19 protein-coding genes are annotated in these 17,233 nt (G+C 61.5%); 4 read left to right on the top strand and 15 right to left on the bottom strand.

The features are described 5' to 3' along the window. Positions 1 to 81 precede the first annotated feature (81 nt). The gene (locus tag KSS97_RS11075; protein WP_030137935.1) at positions 82 to 489 is read right to left on the bottom strand and encodes a response regulator; all 408 of its coding nucleotides are present in this window, start codon (positions 487 to 489) and stop codon (positions 82 to 84) included. A gap of 240 nt (positions 490 to 729) precedes the next feature. Here KSS97_RS11075 and KSS97_RS11070 point away from each other — a divergent pair, with 240 nt between their 5' ends. Together KSS97_RS11070 and KSS97_RS11065 are read left to right on the top strand one after the other, a co-directional pair. Beyond that, positions 730 to 2,676, top strand: a complete 1,947-nt coding sequence (locus tag KSS97_RS11070) for a DNA topoisomerase III (RefSeq protein WP_217861630.1) — start codon at positions 730 to 732, stop codon at positions 2,674 to 2,676. 683 nt (positions 2,677 to 3,359) lie between these two features. Continuing rightward, the gene (locus KSS97_RS11065; RefSeq protein WP_030137933.1) at positions 3,360 to 3,689 is read left to right on the top strand and encodes a hypothetical protein; all 330 of its coding nucleotides are present in this window, start codon (positions 3,360 to 3,362) and stop codon (positions 3,687 to 3,689) included. Positions 3,690 to 3,910: 221 nt separating this feature from the next. On the opposite strand, the gene glsB is transcribed toward KSS97_RS11065, so the two are convergent. Further along, complete coding sequence (glsB, locus tag KSS97_RS11060; protein ID WP_030137932.1) at positions 3,911 to 4,819, bottom strand: glutaminase B; 909 nt, start codon at positions 4,817 to 4,819, stop codon at positions 3,911 to 3,913. Positions 4,820 to 5,143: 324 nt separating this feature from the next. On the opposite strand from glsB, the gene KSS97_RS11055 reads away from it, so the two are divergent. Then, the gene (locus KSS97_RS11055) at positions 5,144 to 5,338 is read left to right on the top strand and encodes a hypothetical protein (protein ID WP_217861629.1); all 195 of its coding nucleotides are present in this window, start codon (positions 5,144 to 5,146) and stop codon (positions 5,336 to 5,338) included. Positions 5,339 to 5,485: 147 nt separating this feature from the next. Here the strand turns inward: KSS97_RS11055 and KSS97_RS11050 are convergent, their stop codons facing one another. From KSS97_RS11050 to KSS97_RS10995, 12 genes are all read right to left on the bottom strand, one after another. Further along, positions 5,486 to 6,505, bottom strand: a complete 1,020-nt coding sequence (locus KSS97_RS11050; RefSeq protein WP_217861628.1) for a hypothetical protein — start codon at positions 6,503 to 6,505, stop codon at positions 5,486 to 5,488. A gap of 86 nt (positions 6,506 to 6,591) precedes the next feature. Then, positions 6,592 to 7,998, bottom strand: a complete 1,407-nt coding sequence (locus KSS97_RS11045) for a saccharopine dehydrogenase C-terminal domain-containing protein (protein WP_217861627.1) — start codon at positions 7,996 to 7,998, stop codon at positions 6,592 to 6,594. Between the two features lie 116 nt (positions 7,999 to 8,114). After that, on the bottom strand, positions 8,115 to 8,924 hold the full coding sequence (locus KSS97_RS11040) for a DUF3618 domain-containing protein (RefSeq protein WP_217861626.1): 810 nt from the start codon (positions 8,922 to 8,924) through the stop codon (positions 8,115 to 8,117). Further along, the gene (locus tag KSS97_RS11035; RefSeq protein ID WP_198798153.1) at positions 8,921 to 9,352 is read right to left on the bottom strand and encodes a phage holin family protein; all 432 of its coding nucleotides are present in this window, start codon (positions 9,350 to 9,352) and stop codon (positions 8,921 to 8,923) included. Before KSS97_RS11035 ends, KSS97_RS11040 begins: the two co-directional genes overlap by 4 nt. Then, entirely contained in the window at positions 9,352 to 10,002 is a 651-nt protein-coding gene (locus KSS97_RS11030) for a hypothetical protein (RefSeq protein WP_217861625.1), read from the bottom strand. Before KSS97_RS11030 ends, KSS97_RS11035 begins: the two co-directional genes overlap by 1 nt. 308 nt (positions 10,003 to 10,310) lie before the next feature. Further along, positions 10,311 to 10,811 (bottom strand): YciE/YciF ferroxidase family protein, encoded by a 501-nt coding sequence (locus KSS97_RS11025; RefSeq protein ID WP_030139706.1) that lies wholly within the window; start codon positions 10,809 to 10,811, stop codon positions 10,311 to 10,313. A gap of 122 nt (positions 10,812 to 10,933) precedes the next feature. Beyond that, on the bottom strand, positions 10,934 to 11,863 hold the full coding sequence (locus tag KSS97_RS11020) for a ZIP family metal transporter (RefSeq protein ID WP_217861624.1): 930 nt from the start codon (positions 11,861 to 11,863) through the stop codon (positions 10,934 to 10,936). 108 nt (positions 11,864 to 11,971) lie between these two features. Further along, positions 11,972 to 12,853 (bottom strand): manganese catalase family protein, encoded by an 882-nt coding sequence (locus KSS97_RS11015; protein WP_030139704.1) that lies wholly within the window; start codon positions 12,851 to 12,853, stop codon positions 11,972 to 11,974. Positions 12,854 to 13,120: 267 nt separating this feature from the next. Beyond that, positions 13,121 to 13,498: a con-10 family general stress protein gene (locus tag KSS97_RS11010; protein ID WP_033864476.1), complete on the bottom strand. Its 378-nt coding sequence runs from the start codon at positions 13,496 to 13,498 to the stop codon at positions 13,121 to 13,123. Between the two features lie 490 nt (positions 13,499 to 13,988). Continuing rightward, positions 13,989 to 14,237 (bottom strand): metallothionein, encoded by a 249-nt coding sequence (locus tag KSS97_RS11005; RefSeq protein WP_217861623.1) that lies wholly within the window; start codon positions 14,235 to 14,237, stop codon positions 13,989 to 13,991. Positions 14,238 to 14,261: 24 nt separating this feature from the next. Further along, positions 14,262 to 14,531 carry a hypothetical protein gene (locus KSS97_RS11000; protein WP_030139701.1) on the bottom strand — a complete coding sequence of 90 codons (270 nt, stop codon included), beginning with the start codon at positions 14,529 to 14,531 and terminating at the stop codon, positions 14,262 to 14,264. Between the two features lie 66 nt (positions 14,532 to 14,597). Continuing rightward, complete coding sequence (locus KSS97_RS10995) at positions 14,598 to 15,107, bottom strand: ferritin-like domain-containing protein (protein WP_030139700.1); 510 nt, start codon at positions 15,105 to 15,107, stop codon at positions 14,598 to 14,600. Between the two features lie 178 nt (positions 15,108 to 15,285). On the opposite strand from KSS97_RS10995, the gene KSS97_RS10990 reads away from it, so the two are divergent. After that, positions 15,286 to 16,113, top strand: coding sequence for an NAD-dependent protein deacetylase (locus KSS97_RS10990; RefSeq protein ID WP_217861622.1), 828 nt, complete (start codon positions 15,286 to 15,288; stop codon positions 16,111 to 16,113). 116 nt (positions 16,114 to 16,229) lie between these two features. On the opposite strand, the gene KSS97_RS10985 is transcribed toward KSS97_RS10990, so the two are convergent. After that, the gene (locus KSS97_RS10985) at positions 16,230 to 17,132 is read right to left on the bottom strand and encodes a LysR family transcriptional regulator (protein ID WP_217861621.1); all 903 of its coding nucleotides are present in this window, start codon (positions 17,130 to 17,132) and stop codon (positions 16,230 to 16,232) included. Positions 17,133 to 17,233: the final 101 nt, after the last annotated feature.

Raw genomic sequence — 17,233 nt, 5'->3', positions numbered from 1 at the left:
TAATGAATCGCATTGTCATCGCAGCAACCGCCGCTTGGCAACCCAAACCTGCGCGGACGGTTCCTGCCCTGTCGCCCTGAGTCAGTGCACTGAATGGCTTTTCACCGTGCTCTCCACCAGATCCAGCATCTGCCCCAGCGCCCACGGCTTGGCGATGAACGAGGCGTGATGCTTGATCCCGGCGCTTTCCGGGGTCTCGTAGCCGGACATGATCAGCAGCGGAATCTGCGGCCAGCGATCCCCGGTCAGGTTCGCCAGGTCCGCTCCGTCCATTGCCCCGGGCATGGTGATGTCGGTGAGTAGCAGGTCCACGTAGTCGGCGCTTTCCTCAAGAAAGGTCAACGCCGAATCGGCGCTTTCCCGAGGCTCGACGACAAAACCTTCGTCCTCCAGGATTTCACAGAGAAACTCCAGGATGGTCGGGTCATCCTCAACAACGAGAATCAAACGTGTGGTCGCCTGTCCGTTGCCCTTCGGCATCGAATTCATGAAGTGACTCTCCCTGATTCCATTAACTTGCCTTGCGGTTTCACCCGCTCTGCAAGTTATGAGCGATGCCCTGGCGATAAATTCATTCTGCTTGCCCATGCAGGCGCCGGGCTGCCTCGCCAAGCGGGGGCTGCAACGCAGCGCAACGTTTTATCTGTATATCCATACAGATAAAGCTTGCCCCGGCGCTGATCCCTGACCATGCTAGCGCCCCATGAAACCTGCTTAGGAAGAGGCGTTATGCGGTTGTACCTGTGTGAAAAACCGTCCCAGGCCAAGGACATCGCCGCCGTGCTGGGCGCCACCCGGCGCGGCGATGGCTGCTGGCTGGGCGCGAACGTCACGGTCACCTGGTGCATCGGCCATCTACTGGAAACCGCCCCGCCCGACGCCTACGACGCCCGCTACAAGCGCTGGGTGCTGGCCGACCTGCCCATCGTGCCGGTCCAATGGAAGATGACAGTCAAGCCGAAGACCGCCAGCCAGTACAAAGCGGTCAAGCGCCTGTTGGGTGAAGCCAAGGAACTGGTGATCGCCACGGATGCCGACCGCGAGGGCGAAATGATCGCCCGGGAGCTGGTGGAGCATTGCCGCTATCGCGGGCCCATCCAACGATTGTGGCTGTCGGCCCTGGACGAAGCGTCGATCCGCAAGGCCCTCGCCGCCCTCAAGCCGGGAGCGGAAACCTTCAACCTGTACCATTCGGCCCTCGGTCGCTCCCGGGCCGACTGGCTGATCGGCATGAACATGAGTCGCCTGTTCACATTGCTGGGACGCCAGTCCGGCTATCAGGGCGTCCTGCCGGTGGGCCGTGTGCAAACACCGACCCTGCGGCTGGTGGTGGATCGCGACCGCAGCATCGCCGATTTCGTACCGGTCGCCTACTGGGCCATCGACGTCCAGCTGAGCCACGCCGGCACCCCATTCACCGCCCAATGGCGCGCCGACCCGGATGCCTGCGACGACCAGGAACGCTGCCTGAACCAGGTCCTGGCCCGAGAGGCCGCCCAGGCCATGACCAACGCCGCCACCGCCCGGGTGATCAAGGTGCGCACCGAGCGGTTGCGCGAGGCGGCACCGCTGCCGTTCGACCTGGGCACCCTGCAGGAAGTCTGTTCGAAGAAGCTCGGCCTTGGCGCCCAGGAGACCTTGGACATCGCCCAATCGCTCTACGAAACCTACAAGCTCATCACCTATCCGCGCAGTGACTGCGGTTTCCTGCCCTTGAGCCAGCACAGCGAGGCGCCCGCCATCCTGGCCGCCCTCGCCCAGGCCGACCCGGGGCTCGCCCCGCTGCGTGATCACCTGCAGCCGCAGCGCAAGTCCCGGGCCTGGAACGACGCCAAGGTCAGTGCGCACCACGGCATCATTCCCACGGCGGCGGCGAAGAACCTCGACAAGCTCGCCGGCAAGCAACGCGCCGTCTACACGCTGATTCGCGCGCGTTACCTGGCGCAGTTCCTGCCCAACCATGAATACGACCGGACCCAGGCCGACTTCGACTGCGCCGGGCAGGACCTGCGTGCGGTGGGCAAGCAGATCGTCGAACCCGGCTGGAAACGCGCCCTGCCCGAAGCCCTGGCGCCCGCACGAGGTCGCGAAGCACCGGCACCGCAAACCCTGCCCGCACTGGCCGAAGGTCAAGATTGCGCGGTGGACGAGGTGAAACCCAAGGACCTCTGGACCCAGCCACCCAAGCCATTCACCGAAGGCGACCTGATCAAGGCGATGAAAAACGTCGCCAAGCTGGTGGAGGATCCGCTGCTCAAGCAGAAACTCAAGGACACCACCGGCATCGGCACCGAAGCGACCCGGGCCTCGATCATCCAGGGCTTGCTCGACCGTGGCTACCTGGTGAAAAACGGCAAGGCCCTGTCCGCCACCCCGGCGGCCTTCAGCCTGATCGATGCGGTGCCGCGGGCGATCGCCGATCCCGGCACCACCGCCATCTGGGAACAGGCCTTGGACATGGTGCAAAGCGGCGAGATGAGCCTGGAAGAATTCGTCACGCGGCAAGCCGCCTGGATGAGCAAGCATGTGGCCCGCTGCCAAGGCATGAGCCTGACCATCAATGGCCCCGCCAGCCCCGCCGGGCGCGGGGCGGCGCCATGGAAGAAAAAACGCAAGCCGGCCAAGCGCAAGGCTGGCGGTGCACCGCGCAAGGCCGGCAAGACCAAGGCCACCTGAGTGGGAGAGTTCCTCTGTGGCGAGGGGATTTATCCCCGCTGGGTCGCGAAGCGGCCCCCTGCACTTCAACGCACGCATTGTGGTGGCAGTAATTTTTGGGGGCGCTTCGCACCCCAGCGGGGGATAAATCCCCTCGCCACAAAGAGATCCCCCATTGAAGGAACAGGCCACCCAGCCACAGCCTTTTTTCATACCCAAACCATTTTGTCCGACAATATGTAGTGACCAAAAATAATCACTACAAAACCGTTGACGCCTCCGATTTCGCCTTGCATGATGCAGACGTCTCCCCGATCGGGAGTACAGGCAAATGTTTGAGCAAGCTCGTCTGACCGCCGAGCTGTTTTTTTCGATAAGGGACTGCCCACAAGGCAGATTGAAGGTGCTGACCTGGCATGACCGTCCGGTGACAAGGACGAGAAACGCTGGCGATCAATCCTCATGACGCATGGGCTCGACCCTCTAAAGTCGACACTGGCCTGAAGATTCTTCGCTGTTTCTCCTCGTTGTAGCGCATTTGCGTAGCAGCCCTTCGATTAACACTACACAACCGATGCACGAACCCGCTGAAGTCCAGCGGACGAACGCTGACGGCCTGATTTCGGTATCAGGCAGGCACTTACCGAACAGCGAAGTTTTGCGAACCACCAGACAGATCAACCAAATGGTCAAGGGGCTTACACATGAATCTGAACAATCAACCATCTATTGATGAACTGGCTCGCATGTTCGCAGCACACAAGGACAGCCTGGATAGCCATATCCTGTGGATCAGCAAGACCGGCCAGGTCCATATGGACTGCCTCTCGCCTTTCACCCAGGAAGACGAATTCGAAAAGCACCAGCAAGACTTGTGTGCCCGGCTGAAGATGTACCGTCGTGGCCAAGGCTACGTCGGCAAGAAAGCCGCCGCCGACAAAGACTTCATGGGCCGCGTGCTGCAAACGCTGACCCAGGCCTGGCAATCGGTTCAGCACTCGTCTGAGGTCCGGGTCATCGACCGCCTCTGCTGATATCCCATAAACAAAAAGGGCCCGTTCCTGAGTCAGGAGCGGGCCCTTTTTTACCTCAAGCGTCTAGGGTTTGTACGAAAAGTCGCCGAGCGGCGATCAGGCAAGGCGAAAACAGGCGAGGAACGGCCGGGGTCGCGCTCGACTTGACTGGTTGTCAATGAGCATTCCGAGCCTGTTTTCAACGCAGCATGATCGTCGCGCAGGCACTTTTCGTACAAAGCCTAGAACACCGACCAGCCGATCCGCTGGCTGAGCAATTCCAGCGCGGCCATGCCGGCCAGGGAGTTGCCTGCCGCGTTGAGCTCCGGCGACCAGACGCAGACCGTGAACTGCCCTGGCACCACGGCGACGATCCCGCCGCCCACACCGCTCTTGCCCGGCAGGCCGACACGGTAGGCGAAGTTGCCCGCCTCGTCGTACAGCCCGCTGGTGGCCATGATGGAGTTGACTTGCTGGGTCTGACGAGCGCTGAGGATCTGCTCGCCGCTGTGCTTGCAGAAACCGTCATTGGCGAGGAAACAGAACGCCCGGGCCAGGTCGATGCAGTTCATTCGCAGCGCGCAATGGCTGAAGTAGCTGCGCAGCACCGCTTCCACATCGTTATGGAAGTTGCCGAAGGACTGCATCAGGTAGGCCATCGCCGCGTTGCGGGCCCGGTGCTGGTATTCCGACTCGGCGACCTTGCCGTCGACCATCACCTGGGGATTGCCCGACAGCCGTCGGACGAAATCGCGCATCGACAATGCCGGAGCGGCGAAGCGCGATTGGTTGATGTCACAGATCACCAGCGCGCCAGCGTTGATGAACGGATTACGCGGCCGACCGCGCTCGAATTCCAGTTGCACCAGGGAGTTGAAGGGTTGGCCGGACGGCTCATGGCCCAGGCGTTCCCAGATGGCCTCGCCAGAATGCTCGATCGCCTGCACCAGGCTGAACACCTTGGAAATACTCTGCACCGAGAACGGCGTTGCGGCGTCGCCCGCGCAATACATCTCGCCGTCATTGCTATACACGGCAATGCCCAACTGATTGGCCGCCACGGTGCCGAGGGCGGGAATGTAGTTGGCCACCTTGCCCTGACCGATCAGGGGGCGAACCGCATCGAGGATCTCGTTCAACAGTGCTTGCATGCGCAGGGGTCCCGTCATTCCCCGTTCGAGTGCGGGGATACAGACGCTAGACGCTGGTCAGGCGAATCAGAGCACACTGCTTCATGAAATCGCCTAAATACATCTGTGGCGAGGGGATTTATCCCCGCTGGGTCGCGAAGCGGCCCAAACCAGCAACCTCGGTGTATCGGGCAAGACTCTGGACAGCGGGGGCCGCTTCGCAGCCCAACGGGGATAAATCCCCTCGCCACAAAAGCAGCGTCCGGCCCCATTAGGAAGTGATGCGGACGCTAGTCGCGAAATCCGGCGGTCTATAGTCAATGATCAACCGGCAGGAGGTACACGATGCGCCAGATCATGCAAAAAGAACCCTGGTGGGCCGCGCCGCCCCAGCCCGGGCAGGATGAAAGCGAATTGGAATGGGGGTGGCTGGTGATCTACAGCGAAGGCGAACCGCGCTTCGAATTCATCAAGGAACGCCCTTCGGACGAACAGATCCGCCATCGCAAGGGCTGCCGCGTCACGCTGGGGTCTGACTAGGCTCTGTACGAAATGTATCCGCACTCACCCATACTGCGTTGAAACGGCGCTCGGAATGCTCATGTACTCCAGTACACTCCGCTTCCTCGCCCCGTTTCGCCTTGTCTGGCTTTCGCGCGAACACATTTCATACAGACCCTAGGAACATCAAGGCGCGATTGCAGGCAGCTCCGCCGGCCGATTGTCGAGGTCCGCTTCCACCAGGTTGCTGTCGATTTCCCCTGCCAGGTAATACACCGCGGCCATCACCCCGCTGAGGGGATGCTTGAGGGATTTGAACCAGGCTTCGTCAAACGCGGTGCTCAGGCTCTTGCGAATTTGCGCTTCCATTTCCGGTCGCTCGCCCTCATGGATCATTGCGCGAATGCCCGCCACTCCCACCGAAATCAGCGCCCCAGCCGCTTTCCCGGCCACGGCCGCCGCCGCGCCGGTCGCCCCCCGCGTGGCAAATTGCGCTTCGATTTTTTCACTGGTGCGTTGCGCCACCGTGGCGATCACCGCGTCCGACGGACCTGAACCGGTGTCGGCGGCCTTGTCGACATGGTCGATCAGCGCCGCATAGGCCGGCAGGGTATCGAGCGGTTCGGTGTGGACCATTTCGTACAACGACGCATTGCGCGCCGCTGGCGGGCCGAGGTTGATGGCCCGGATGCCATGCAAGCGTCGGTTCATCAATTGCGCCGGGACTCGATGGCGCTGGGCAATCACCTGGACCTGTTGATTGAGCAGTTGCAGGTAATAACGTGTGGCGTTTGCCCTGATCGCTTCCGGATCGATTTCCAGCGCCACCGGCTCCAGCACTTGCTCGCGATACTGTTCCTGCAGGTACACTGCCAGGCGCCTGGCCGGGGAATCCGTCTCGCCCTTGGCGCTGGCTGAATACCAACTGACCTTCACGGCCATCCATTCCTGGGTCCAGTAGCTGCTGAACCACGGAATGAATGCAGCCTCGGTGCGCTCATACACCAGCACCCGCCAATGCTCCATCGAGCCGCGGGCATAAACCTGGGCCTGTTCGGTAGCGCTTTTCGACGCGGCGAGGATAAGTTGGTCGACCTGCCGCCAGGTATCCTGGGAAATCGCTGCCATGGCGACTTGCTGGCCGCGCTGTGACGTGGCGCACCCCGCCAGAACGAGCATCACGGCCAGCATCAGCGAACGCAGCACGATTGCGCCACCCAGGCACCAAGGGATTCATGGATTTGAGTATAGGCGTTGGAATCGGGTCGGTCCCCTGCGGCGGGTCGAAGCAGTTAGAACCGGGTGAAATGCGCAAATTGCCAGTCCTCCGCCGCGCCCTCCACCGTAGGCTTGGGGCTGGCGCCACTGGGTGTCCAGTCGGTGCGCTGGCCCACCAGCGTGCCCAGGTATGGCCGGGCGATTTCCAGCACGCGCTCATGGTCCATCTGTTCGGGCTCGACGATGCCGCGATCCGGATGCTCGATCGCCCAGACGATCCCCGACAGCACCCCCGCCGCCACTTGCAGGCTGGTGGCGTTGTTGAAGGGCACCAAGGCGCGGGCTTCGTCGATGCTCAACAGCGAGCCGAACCAGTAGGCATTCAAGTCATGCCCCATGAACAACACGCCCAGGGCATCGATCCCACCGCTGTCGATCTCACCGTTGAGGATGCGCTGCCGGGTTTGCGTCTGCCAGCCTCGACCGATGAGTTCGTGGACCGACAGCAACGCGTCATTGCAAGGGTGATAGGCGTAATGCAGGGTCGGCCGATAGACCCATTTGCGTTGTTCCTTGACGGTCAGCAAATCGGCCGTCGAAGCGGTTTCATGGTGGGTGATCATCAGGCCCAGGCACGGGCCGCCCAGGGGTGTCCAGGTTTTTACCAGCACGCCAGCACTCGGCCGCTCCAGATAGATCGCGTTGCGGCTGCCAAAACGATGACGTCGGGCGGACGCCGGCCACGTACGTTCATGGCTGCCCCACCCCAGCTCCGCCGGCTGGCTGCCTTCGCTGATGAAACCTTCCACCGACCAGGTGTTGACGAACTCATCGTCCTCCTTGGGACGGTGGGATCGCTGGGTGTCACGCTCGGCAAAATGAATCACCTTGATCCCCAGTTCCATGCACAACCCGGCCCAGTCGACACCATCACGGGTCTCGGGTAACGGATGGCCCAGCTGCAAGGCCAGTTCCATCAGGCCGGCCTTGAGCAAATGCGTGATCAGGCCAGGGTTGGCGCCGTGGGCGACCACCGCTGTCGGCCCTCTGCCTAATTTCTTGCGCAACCCCAGCACCTGGTAGCGCAATGCGTAATTGGTGCGATGGGACGAGTCCAACCGTGGGTCGTTGTAGCCGCCGGCCCACGGCTCGACGCAGGTGTCCAGGTACAAGGCACCTCTGTCGAACGCATAGGCGATGACAGCCAGGGAACTGACTTCCACCGACAAGTTGACGATGAAATCACCGGGCTTGACGAAGCGGTCGAGAATTTGCGCGAAGGTGTGCTCGGTCAGCGCCTTGCGGACAAAACGGCTACCCCGTTCCTTGAACCAGATGTTTTGCTCGATCACCGGGGCGATCACCGTGATCTGCTCGACCTTGATGTGATCCTGTCCCAGTAGCAGGGGCAACGTGGCCCGGGCGATGGAGCCGAAGCCGATGAAGACCAGATGACCGGTGAACGGGACCTGACGTTTCATGTGCCGCCTCCTTGGGAACGGTGTACCGCGCATGAAATAACCGAACGACGATCGATGCTACTTGCCAATACTGACAGGCGCGACGCAAGGTCCATCCCGCGCCGCGCCCTGCCCGTCTACGAAGTACCCAGCCCGCCGGACAAGTCTGCACCGGAGTGCGCCCGTTCGTGGGCCGGCGTGACGGTTGGCTCGTCTCGATGCTCGGTGGTCTTGCTCACCGTGTCGCGCACCGTTTCATAGCCCTCGCGAGCCTTTTGCCTGGCCTTGTCGGTCAACCCGGCGCTGGTCTTGCCCATCACGCGTTGCTCGGTGGAGGTGCTCGGCAAGGCCGCGCCCAGCATCGCCCCAAGGGCGATGCCCGCTGCCGCCATCATCAACGGTTGTTCCTTGAGCAAGCGGCTGAACTGATCGCCCAGGTCATGGGAACCCTGGGTCATGCGGTCTCCCGTCTCATGCGCACGGCTGCGGGCATGGCGAGCACCGGCGCTCAAATCATCGGCCAGGTGCGAGGCCTTGTCCTTGAGGTGATGGAAGCCTTCGCGCAAGGAGTCGGTGGTGTCGTGCAGATGATTCCTGGCACTGCCCAAGCCACTCGCCAGCCCCTCGCTCCAACCGCTGCCGTCCTGGTCTGGGCCGACGCGATAACCGACCCGGGGCGGGTGGTTCTGGCCGAGCATCAACCAACACAGGCCAACCGTGGTGAGCACGGTGGGCACCGGGTTGTTGCGCACCGACGTGCCCAGGTTGCCGAAGAATTCCGCGCCATTGCCCTTCACCAGGCCCAGCGCCTGGTCGAGCATCTGCCCCGGTGTGAATTTGCTGCCCAGGGCATCGACGATGTCGCTGATATGGGCGCGCTGCTCATCGATCTCGCGCTCGATGGTCTCCGGGCTCTTTTGCGATTCGGTTTTGAATTCATCCTTCATGAGGCTTTCCTCCGCAGGGCTTCCTGATCTTTGTTCAAGGCGTCGAGCGTTCGGTCAGGCTTGAAATGGGACGGTTCGAATTGTTTCTTGCCGGATTGCACCATGACAAAACCGATGATCATCACCACGACGCCGACGATCAGCGCGGCCAGCCACGGCGCCATCATCGTGCTCAGGCCGTACACCACCGCCATCAGCAGGATGATGAAACCGGCCATCAGCACCATCGCGCCACCAGCGACCCCGGCGATGCCCGCTTTCAACGTGTTGAGGCTGGCCTGGAACTCCGCCTTGGCCAGTGCCAGTTCCTTGGTAAACAGCGAGGGGACTTCGTGGGTCAGTTGCCGAAGCAGCCCCACGACCGAAGCATCGTTTTCGGGCGCCGAGGTCCCGGTGGAACGCTGGATATCTGGGTCTGGTCGGTTCATCACAATTCTCCTCTGGTATTGGCCGAGTCCGGCAACGAACCGGTGGCGAAATCACTGGGATGGTCCTGGACGCTGGGTGAAGTCGGGGTGACGCCAGTGGCCAGCCCGCTGCTCGTGGCGGCGCAAGGACCGATCGGGTCCGGCACCGGGTCGAACGACTGGGCGCCGAACCCGCCGGCGGGGGGAGTCGAATGCCCGGCGGCGGGGTCGTCGACCTCGGTGGCAACCGGCGAGGTGCCGGCCTTGAGAAACCGCGACAGTCCGAACCCCACCGCGATGCTGCCGGCGAGGAACAAGCCAGGATTTTCCCGCGCCAGGCGAGACCCGTCGTGCAGCAACTGTTCGGCACTCTTGTTGCGCAGCTTGCTGGCCAGGCCGCTCATGCTATCGGCCATGTCCGCCAGGTAATGGGACACGCCAAGCGTGTCGTTGGCTTCGAGTTCCGACATGGCGGACTTGGCGCCGCGCGCCAGCGCATCGATCTGGTCCGCCGCGGTATCGCGGTATTGGCCGAAATGCGCATCGGCCCGTTCGCGGGCGCTGCCGATGGCTTCGTTCACGTCATCCTTGATGTTATGCAACGACTCTTCTGGTCGCCCATGGCCTGAAGTGTCGCTTTGTCGCTCGGGGTTATTGTCCGGGATAGTCATGTCTGTCCATCGCCTCCGTGATGAAAAACTCAACAACAGGCAATCGCTGTGCGATGCCCGATCAAGTGCCTCTCAGAACAAATGACGGGACGCGCGGGAGCTGAGTTCAAACGAGTTTGAAAGCTGGACGCTGGGTGGTCGTTGGGAGTGGTTTGAAGAATTTTTCTACACCGAACCCGTGGCGAGGGAGCTTGCTCCCGCTGGGGTGCGCAGCAGCCCCTATGATCGCGCCAGGTCCGAAAACCTAGGGCCTGCTGCGCAGTCCAGCGGGAGCAAGCTCCCTCGCCACAAAAGCGGTTATGTCGCCATCAGGACTCCATCGTCGCCGCCTGGTTGCCACCCTGCTCGGCAATTTTCGACAGTTTCTCGTCGGTGGCTTTTTCTTCCTTGAGGGTCGCCAGCAGCAAACCGACCACTTCATCGCCCAGGTTCAAATGCTTGGCCATGGCGATCAGCGTGCCGTAGCTGGCGATTTCATAATGCTCGACTTTTTGCGCCGCGCCGATCAGCCCCGCATCGAGCACCGCGCCTTTGTCGATTTCCTCGATCAACTCCTTCGACTCTTCCACCAGCCCTTCCATGGCGATGCACTTCATGCGCTTGAGCTTGATGCCTGCCACTTCCACCAGGGTGTCGATGCGTTCGATCTGCCCTTGGGTTTCTTCAAGGTGATCATTGAAGGCCTGCGCCAATAACGGGTTGGTGGTGGCCCGGGCCATGCGCGGCAAGGCGCGGGTGATCTGTTTTTCGGCGCTGTAGACATCGGACAGTTCGTGAATGAACAGGTCCGTCACGGTTTTTCTGGCCATCTGGATATCCTCCGATCAATGAACGGCGAAGCCGCGCTTCACCTGTTCAATCACTGACTCGGAGGGTTTTGCGGATGTTCAAGAAATCTGCAAACGCCTGGACAGAGGGCGGGCCGAGTGATTCAACCCAGCGCCGTGTCCAGGAACATCATCACCGCGAACCCCATCATCAACCCCAGGGTCGCCGGCGTTTCGTGGCCGTTGCGGTGGGTTTCCGGAATCACCTCGTGGGAGACCACGAAAATCATCGCCCCCGCCGCCAGCCCCAGGCTGATGGGGTAAGCCACCGCCACGCCGGAGGACATGCCCAGGCCGATCACCGCGCCCAAGGGCTCCATCAATCCCGAGCCGACCGCAATCAACGCAGCGCGCAAGGTACTGATGCCGGTGACGCGCAATGCCATGGCAATGGCGAGGCCTTCGGGGATGTCCTGGATGGCGATGGCGGTGGTCAGGGGCAGGCCGACCTTGAAGTCGCCATTGGCGAAACTGACGCCGATGGCCATGCCTTCCGGCAGGTTGTGCAGCGTGATCGCCAGGACAAACAACCAGACCCGGTTGATACGCTTGGCCTCGGGACCGCGTCGGCCACTCAGCTCATGCTCATGGGGCACGAAACGGTCGAGACCGATCATCAGCAGGACGCCCAGCCCCAGGCCGATCACGACGACAAGGGCGGCGAGCAACTGGTTGCCGCAAATGACCTGGGCGGCCTCAATACCCGGCAGGATCAACGAGAACGAACTGGCCGCCAGCATCATCCCGGCAGCGAACCCCAACATGATGTCCTGGGTGCGCGACGAGATATCGCGCAACACCACCGCCATCACCGCGCCCAATGCCGTAGCGGCGAAACCGGAGGTACCGCCGAGCACCGCATAACCCAGGTTCTGGCGGTTGGCCCCCACCAGCGCGTTGTAGCCGCTGTAGAGCAGCAGTGCGGCGACCAGCGCCAATCCGAGCCAGAAGGCCAGCCCCAGCAGCAGGTTGTTTTGCACGGGATCGAGCCAGGTACGCCAGGGCGATCGGATCCGGGAGGTGGGCTGGTCCATCGAATGTCCTTGTTGATTTAACCGCACGGTGCCTGATCGTCACCCGCAACCAAAGGAACGATCAAGCAATATGTTCGGGCGAGGGAGCCAGGCCCCCTCGCCGATGCCTCACAGCTTCTCGTTTTGCATCCCCGCGCCCAGGTCCGCGCCCGTCGTGGGGTTGCTTTCCGGGTTGGACATCGTCCGCGCCTTCATGTCCATCAGCAACGCTTCGTCCTTTTCGCTCAACTGCACACTGGCCAGGCCATCACCGCCATCGACCGCCGGTGTCGGGTTCTCGACAAATTCCCAATCGTCGCCCTGGTTCCAGGGACCGCGCACCGAAGGCTCGCCCTGGGACATGTTGAAGTAGACGTTAGTGAACTCCGGCATGCCAGGCAATTTGCCTTGGGGGAAGTTGGGCTGGATGGCGTGCAGCGCTTTCTCGAACGACAACTGGTGCGCGATTTCGCGCGTCATCAAAAAGCCCAGGGCTTCTTTCACACCGGGGTCGTCGGTGACGTTCATCAGCCGCTCGTAAACGATTTTCGCCCTGGCCTCCGCAGCGATGTTCGAACGCATGTCTGCGGTCGGTTCGCCAATCGTGTCGATGTAGGCCGCTGTCCACGGCACGCCCGCCGAGTTGGTCAGCGGCGAACCGGCGCCATACAGCACGCTGGTGATATGGGAGTCGTTGCCCGCACCATTGATCTCGCGATACAGCTGGCCTTCCTGCTCGACGCCTTCGGCCATCTTGCCCTTGGCGCCCTTGTTCAGCATGACGATGATCGAGCCGATCACCTCCAGGTGACTGAGCTCCTCGGTGGCGATGTCCATCAGCAGATCCTTGCGGCCCGGATCATCTTCGGACAGGGCCTGGGTGAAATAACGCGATGCGGCCGCCAATTCACCTTGGGCGCCACCAAACTGTTCCAGCAACAGGTTTGCAAGGCCTGGATTGGGCTCGGCGACACGCACGGTATATTGCAATCGCTTATTGTGAATAAACATGATTGAACTCCTCGGTCAGGACACAGTTCATGGGAACCCTGCCGACGACAGGCCCATGACAATCAGAAGAAGTTAATGAAATAAAATTTATTTTTTATTCACGGCGCAAGACGAATGGTCGTTGCATCGCTGCATAACCAAAACACGCCTTAGTTGTGAATAGCCAAGCGAAGCCGGGCATGACATGCCCGACTTTATATACACTTACATGCATTCGACGTGACAGGCCCCATGTCAAATGACATGGGGCCTGCGGACCACGGGACATTACGAATTACGACCGCCGCCGTGGCTGTTTTCCCCGCCTTTCTTACCGGCTTCGGAAGCCTTTTCCCGGTCATTGGCAAAGTTGCCACCGGAGGCCTGGCCACCTTTGCGGCCCGCTTCCGAGGCCCGTTCAGGGTCATTGGCAAAATTGCCACCCGAGGCTTGCCCGCCCTTGCGACCGGCCTCTGCGGCACGTTCCGGATCGTTGGCAAAATTGCCACCGGACATGTGGCCACCCTTACGGCCAGCCTCGGCTGCGCGTTCCGGATCATTGGCGAAGTTGCCGCCCGATGCCTGGCCGCCTTTCTTGCCGGCTTCAGATGCTTTCTCACGATCGTTAGCGAAATTGCCAGGGTTGTTATTACCTGTATTTGCCATTTCATTCACCTCGTTAGTTGCTATTTGCGAACCCTGTTGGCTCGTATTTATTCGGAAAACATGACGCATTCAAGGTTTGAAGAAGTTCTTCAAACGGCGACGAACGGTAGCGACCTCTATTTATATACCGCTGCGCTTGCGATGAATTGAAATTAACTATCACCCAAGCGGCGGTTAATATGTGGGAGCGAGCCTGCTCGCGAAGGCAAGTTATCAGTCAGTAGGATATTGATAACTTCCAACTGCTTTCGCGAGCAGGCTCGCTCCCACACTTGTCTCTTACATACAGTGAAAAACAGTGCGTGTCTTTCCACGCTGTCCGCCAAGGGCCGAGTGGCGCCGGCCCCCCAATGCACCGGTCTCGTCACCCCGGCCTCGCGCCGTTCCAGGAAGCCAAAACTCGCGGGCTGCCGGTGTTGTCTTGCACCACCGCACTGACCGGCTTGCGGTGTCCGGACACCCTGTCGCCGATGCCCGGATAAAGCGATGTTCACGGTGAAATCGGGTCGCTGGCCGGGAACGTTTCCTCCAACGCTTCATCCAGCTGGTTGTTGGTGATATCCCTTTCGTCGACCTTGCCACTGTGCTCGCAATGGCAATCCGGCGCCGGGCACGGTTCTCCGTTGGGGTGTTGCTCGGCGCAGGCCTGACTGCAATAAGCCTCGCCGTCATGGTTGAACACCCGATCGGGATCGACATCGCAGTGGCAGCCGGGGCAGCCACACTTCAATTCGCTCATGATCCTTCTCCTGCATTGCAACTATCAGGATCCCACCAGCAGTTGGACCTCAAGGTTCGCTGCCGCAACGCCATGCTTCGCCACATACACCTCGTCGGTCCAACCTTTGGTCAGGTTGCGATACGTCTGGGTGCCGAGGGCCGCGCCGCTGTCCCACTCCATGACATCGCCGATGTCCACGTCGTTGGCGGGGCCCAGCTCGAGTACTGTGTGGCCGTCTTCTTCGGCCACGTAGACACCCACTCTCGCACTCTGTCGATTGATGGCTCTTACCTCACCGGTGGTCTGCTTCATGCCTGTCCTCTTTGCGTTTGACGGCAGGTTTGGCGCGGCCGCGATGCCCGCGGCCGCGCTTTTGCATCAGCGCTTGGCTTCGGTATGCGGGTTGGCCGAACGCTCGAGAAACGCCTGGGTAATTTCCGGCAGATGATCGCGCAGCCAATCGGCCATGGCGATTTCCTGGGGCAGGATCTGCTCGCAGGCCTTCTGGGTCTCGACATCGCCGGCCGCTTTCGCCGCCGCGATCAGCACCGTGTAGGAAGCGATCTCCAGGTTCTCGAAGACATAGCCACTCATGGCGCCCTTGACCACTTCGTCACTCATCGCCATGCCGCCCATGGCCTGACCGAACGCCATCAGCTTGCCGGCCATGTCCTTGAGCATCGACGGGCTGCCGCCCAGCCGCTGGATGCACCCTTCGACCAGTTTCTGCTGCCCGAGCGTCTCTTCGATGTGCTGTTCGATCCGAGCCTTGAGCACCGGATAATGCTCGAGGCGCTCGGCCTGGGCCTTGAGCATTTTCTCCGCTTGCTGTTCCATGGCGTGAGCGTCGTTGAGCCAATCCAGCAGGTTCTCTTTAGGGGTTGCCATTGCGTTCTCCTTATCCGTGTTCATTAGCGCAGCGCGGCGCAAGAGCGCTGAAGTACCGCACATAAGGTGGATTTCACAGGCGCCGGGAAAGTTTGAACAAACACCACGCAAGGGCGACGAAAGGCGTGGGACCAACCCGGTGCTACCCTCAACGACTCAAGGCCAGCGGAGAACCCCAATGCCCGACGATCTACACCGTGATCCGATCGACCAACTTCAGGCCTATATGACCGGGCGCCGCTTCCTGGTGCTGACGGGCGCGGGCATCAGCACCCCATCGGGCATTCCCGACTACCGGGACAACGACGGCGTGCGACGGGGCCGGCAGCCGATGATGTACCAGGAGTTCCTCGCCCAGCCCGAAGCCCGACGGCGCTATTGGGCGCGGGCGATGCTGGGCTGGCCACGCATGCGCCAGGCCCGCCCGAACCAGGCCCACCAGGCCCTGGCCGCGTTGCAGGACCAGGACCGCATCAGCGGACTGATCACGCAGAACGTCGACGCCTTGCATGACCAGGCCGGCAGCCGGCATGTCGTCGAACTGCACGGCAGCCTGCACCGCGTGCTGTGCCTCGATTGCGACCAGCGCAGCGAGCGGCAGCAGATCCAGTCATTGATGGAAACCGACAACCCCTACCTGAGCGGTGTCGATGCCGTGCAGGCCCCCGATGGCGATACGCTGCTGGATCCGGCGTTCGAGGCGCGCTTCCAGGTGCCGCGTTGCCCGCATTGCGCCGGCGAACGCCTGAAGCCGGATGTGGTTTTTTTCGGTGAAAACGTCGCCGCCGCCACCGCGACCCGCGCCACCCTGGCGGTGGAACAGGCAGATGGGCTGTTGGTGGTGGGCTCATCGTTGATGGCGTATTCGGCGTTCCGCCTGTGCCGGGCAATCAAGGACCAGGGCAAGCCGCTGCTGGCGATCAACCGAGGCAAGACCCGGGCCGATGAGTTGCTGGACTTGAAGGTTGAAGTACCGTGCGAAGAACTGCTGCCACTGTTGATCTGACACCACGCAATACCCTCTGTGGGAGCGGGCTTGCTCGCGAAGGCGGTGGGTCAGTCGATATCTGCGTAGCTGACCCACCGCTTTCGCGAGCAAGCCCGCTCCCACAGGGGTTGTGGTTACTTCGGTATCAACTGTACGGGCAACTCCTGATCCCTCAGCGTATCGAACAGCGCCTGCGCCGCCGCCGACAGCTCATGCCCCGGCTTGGTCAGCACCCCGATGGCCCGTTCGATCACTGGATCGCTCAACGTGATGCAGCGGGCCCCCAGCTCATGCATCTGCCCGACACACAGGGCCGGCACGGCACTGACGCCCAGGCCGCTGGCGACCATCCGCCCGACGGTCGCCAGTTGATGGCTCTCGAACTCCACGGGCAGTTTCATACCTCGGGCCTGCAGATGTTCCTCCAGCATCACCCGCACGGTAGAGGGCCGTTGCAAGGTGATGAACGGTTGCTCCAGCAAGGTCTCCCACTGAATGGCGTCGCGCTGGGCCAGCGGTGAATCCAAAGGCACCACCGCAACGAAACGATCGCGGTACAACGGCGTGAATGCCAGCGACGAGCCCTGCATCGGCTCGAACGCCACGCCCAGCTCCACATGACGATCGCGGACCATTTCCAGCACCTGCTCGTTGATCACGTCGTTGACGGTGACATTGACATTCGGAAACCGTGCGCGGAAGGTCTTGAGAATCGGTGGCAGCAGGTTGCCGGCGAACGACGGCATCGCCGCCAACGTCACGCGACCGCGCTGCAAGGTGAAGCGCTGGCGCATTTCGTCTTCGGCGTTGTCCCAATCGGCGACCAGTCGACGGGCCAGCGGCAGCAGGGACTCGCCTTCCGGTGTCAGCGCGACATTGCGCGTGTTACGGCTGAACAGGCGGCCTCCCAGCCCCTCCTCCAGCGCCTTGATCGTCAAGCTCAGGGCCGACTGGGACAGGTGCAGCCGCTCGCAGGCCACGGCGAAGCTCAGGCTTTGGGCCACGGCCAGAAACGCGCGGATTTGCTTGAGGGTCATGTCGTGGCTCCTCCAGGTAAGACATTGTTGAGTTTTATCAATCAATCCAATGCAAAAATCAACTTAACAAATATATGGCTTGGCGCAACACTGCATCTCAT

The organism is Pseudomonas alvandae, from assembly GCF_019141525.1.
GTDB lineage: Bacteria > Pseudomonadota > Gammaproteobacteria > Pseudomonadales > Pseudomonadaceae > Aquipseudomonas > Aquipseudomonas alvandae.
Note: the sequence above shows the minus strand (reverse complement) of the source record. Positions and strands in the feature narration are given on the sequence as shown.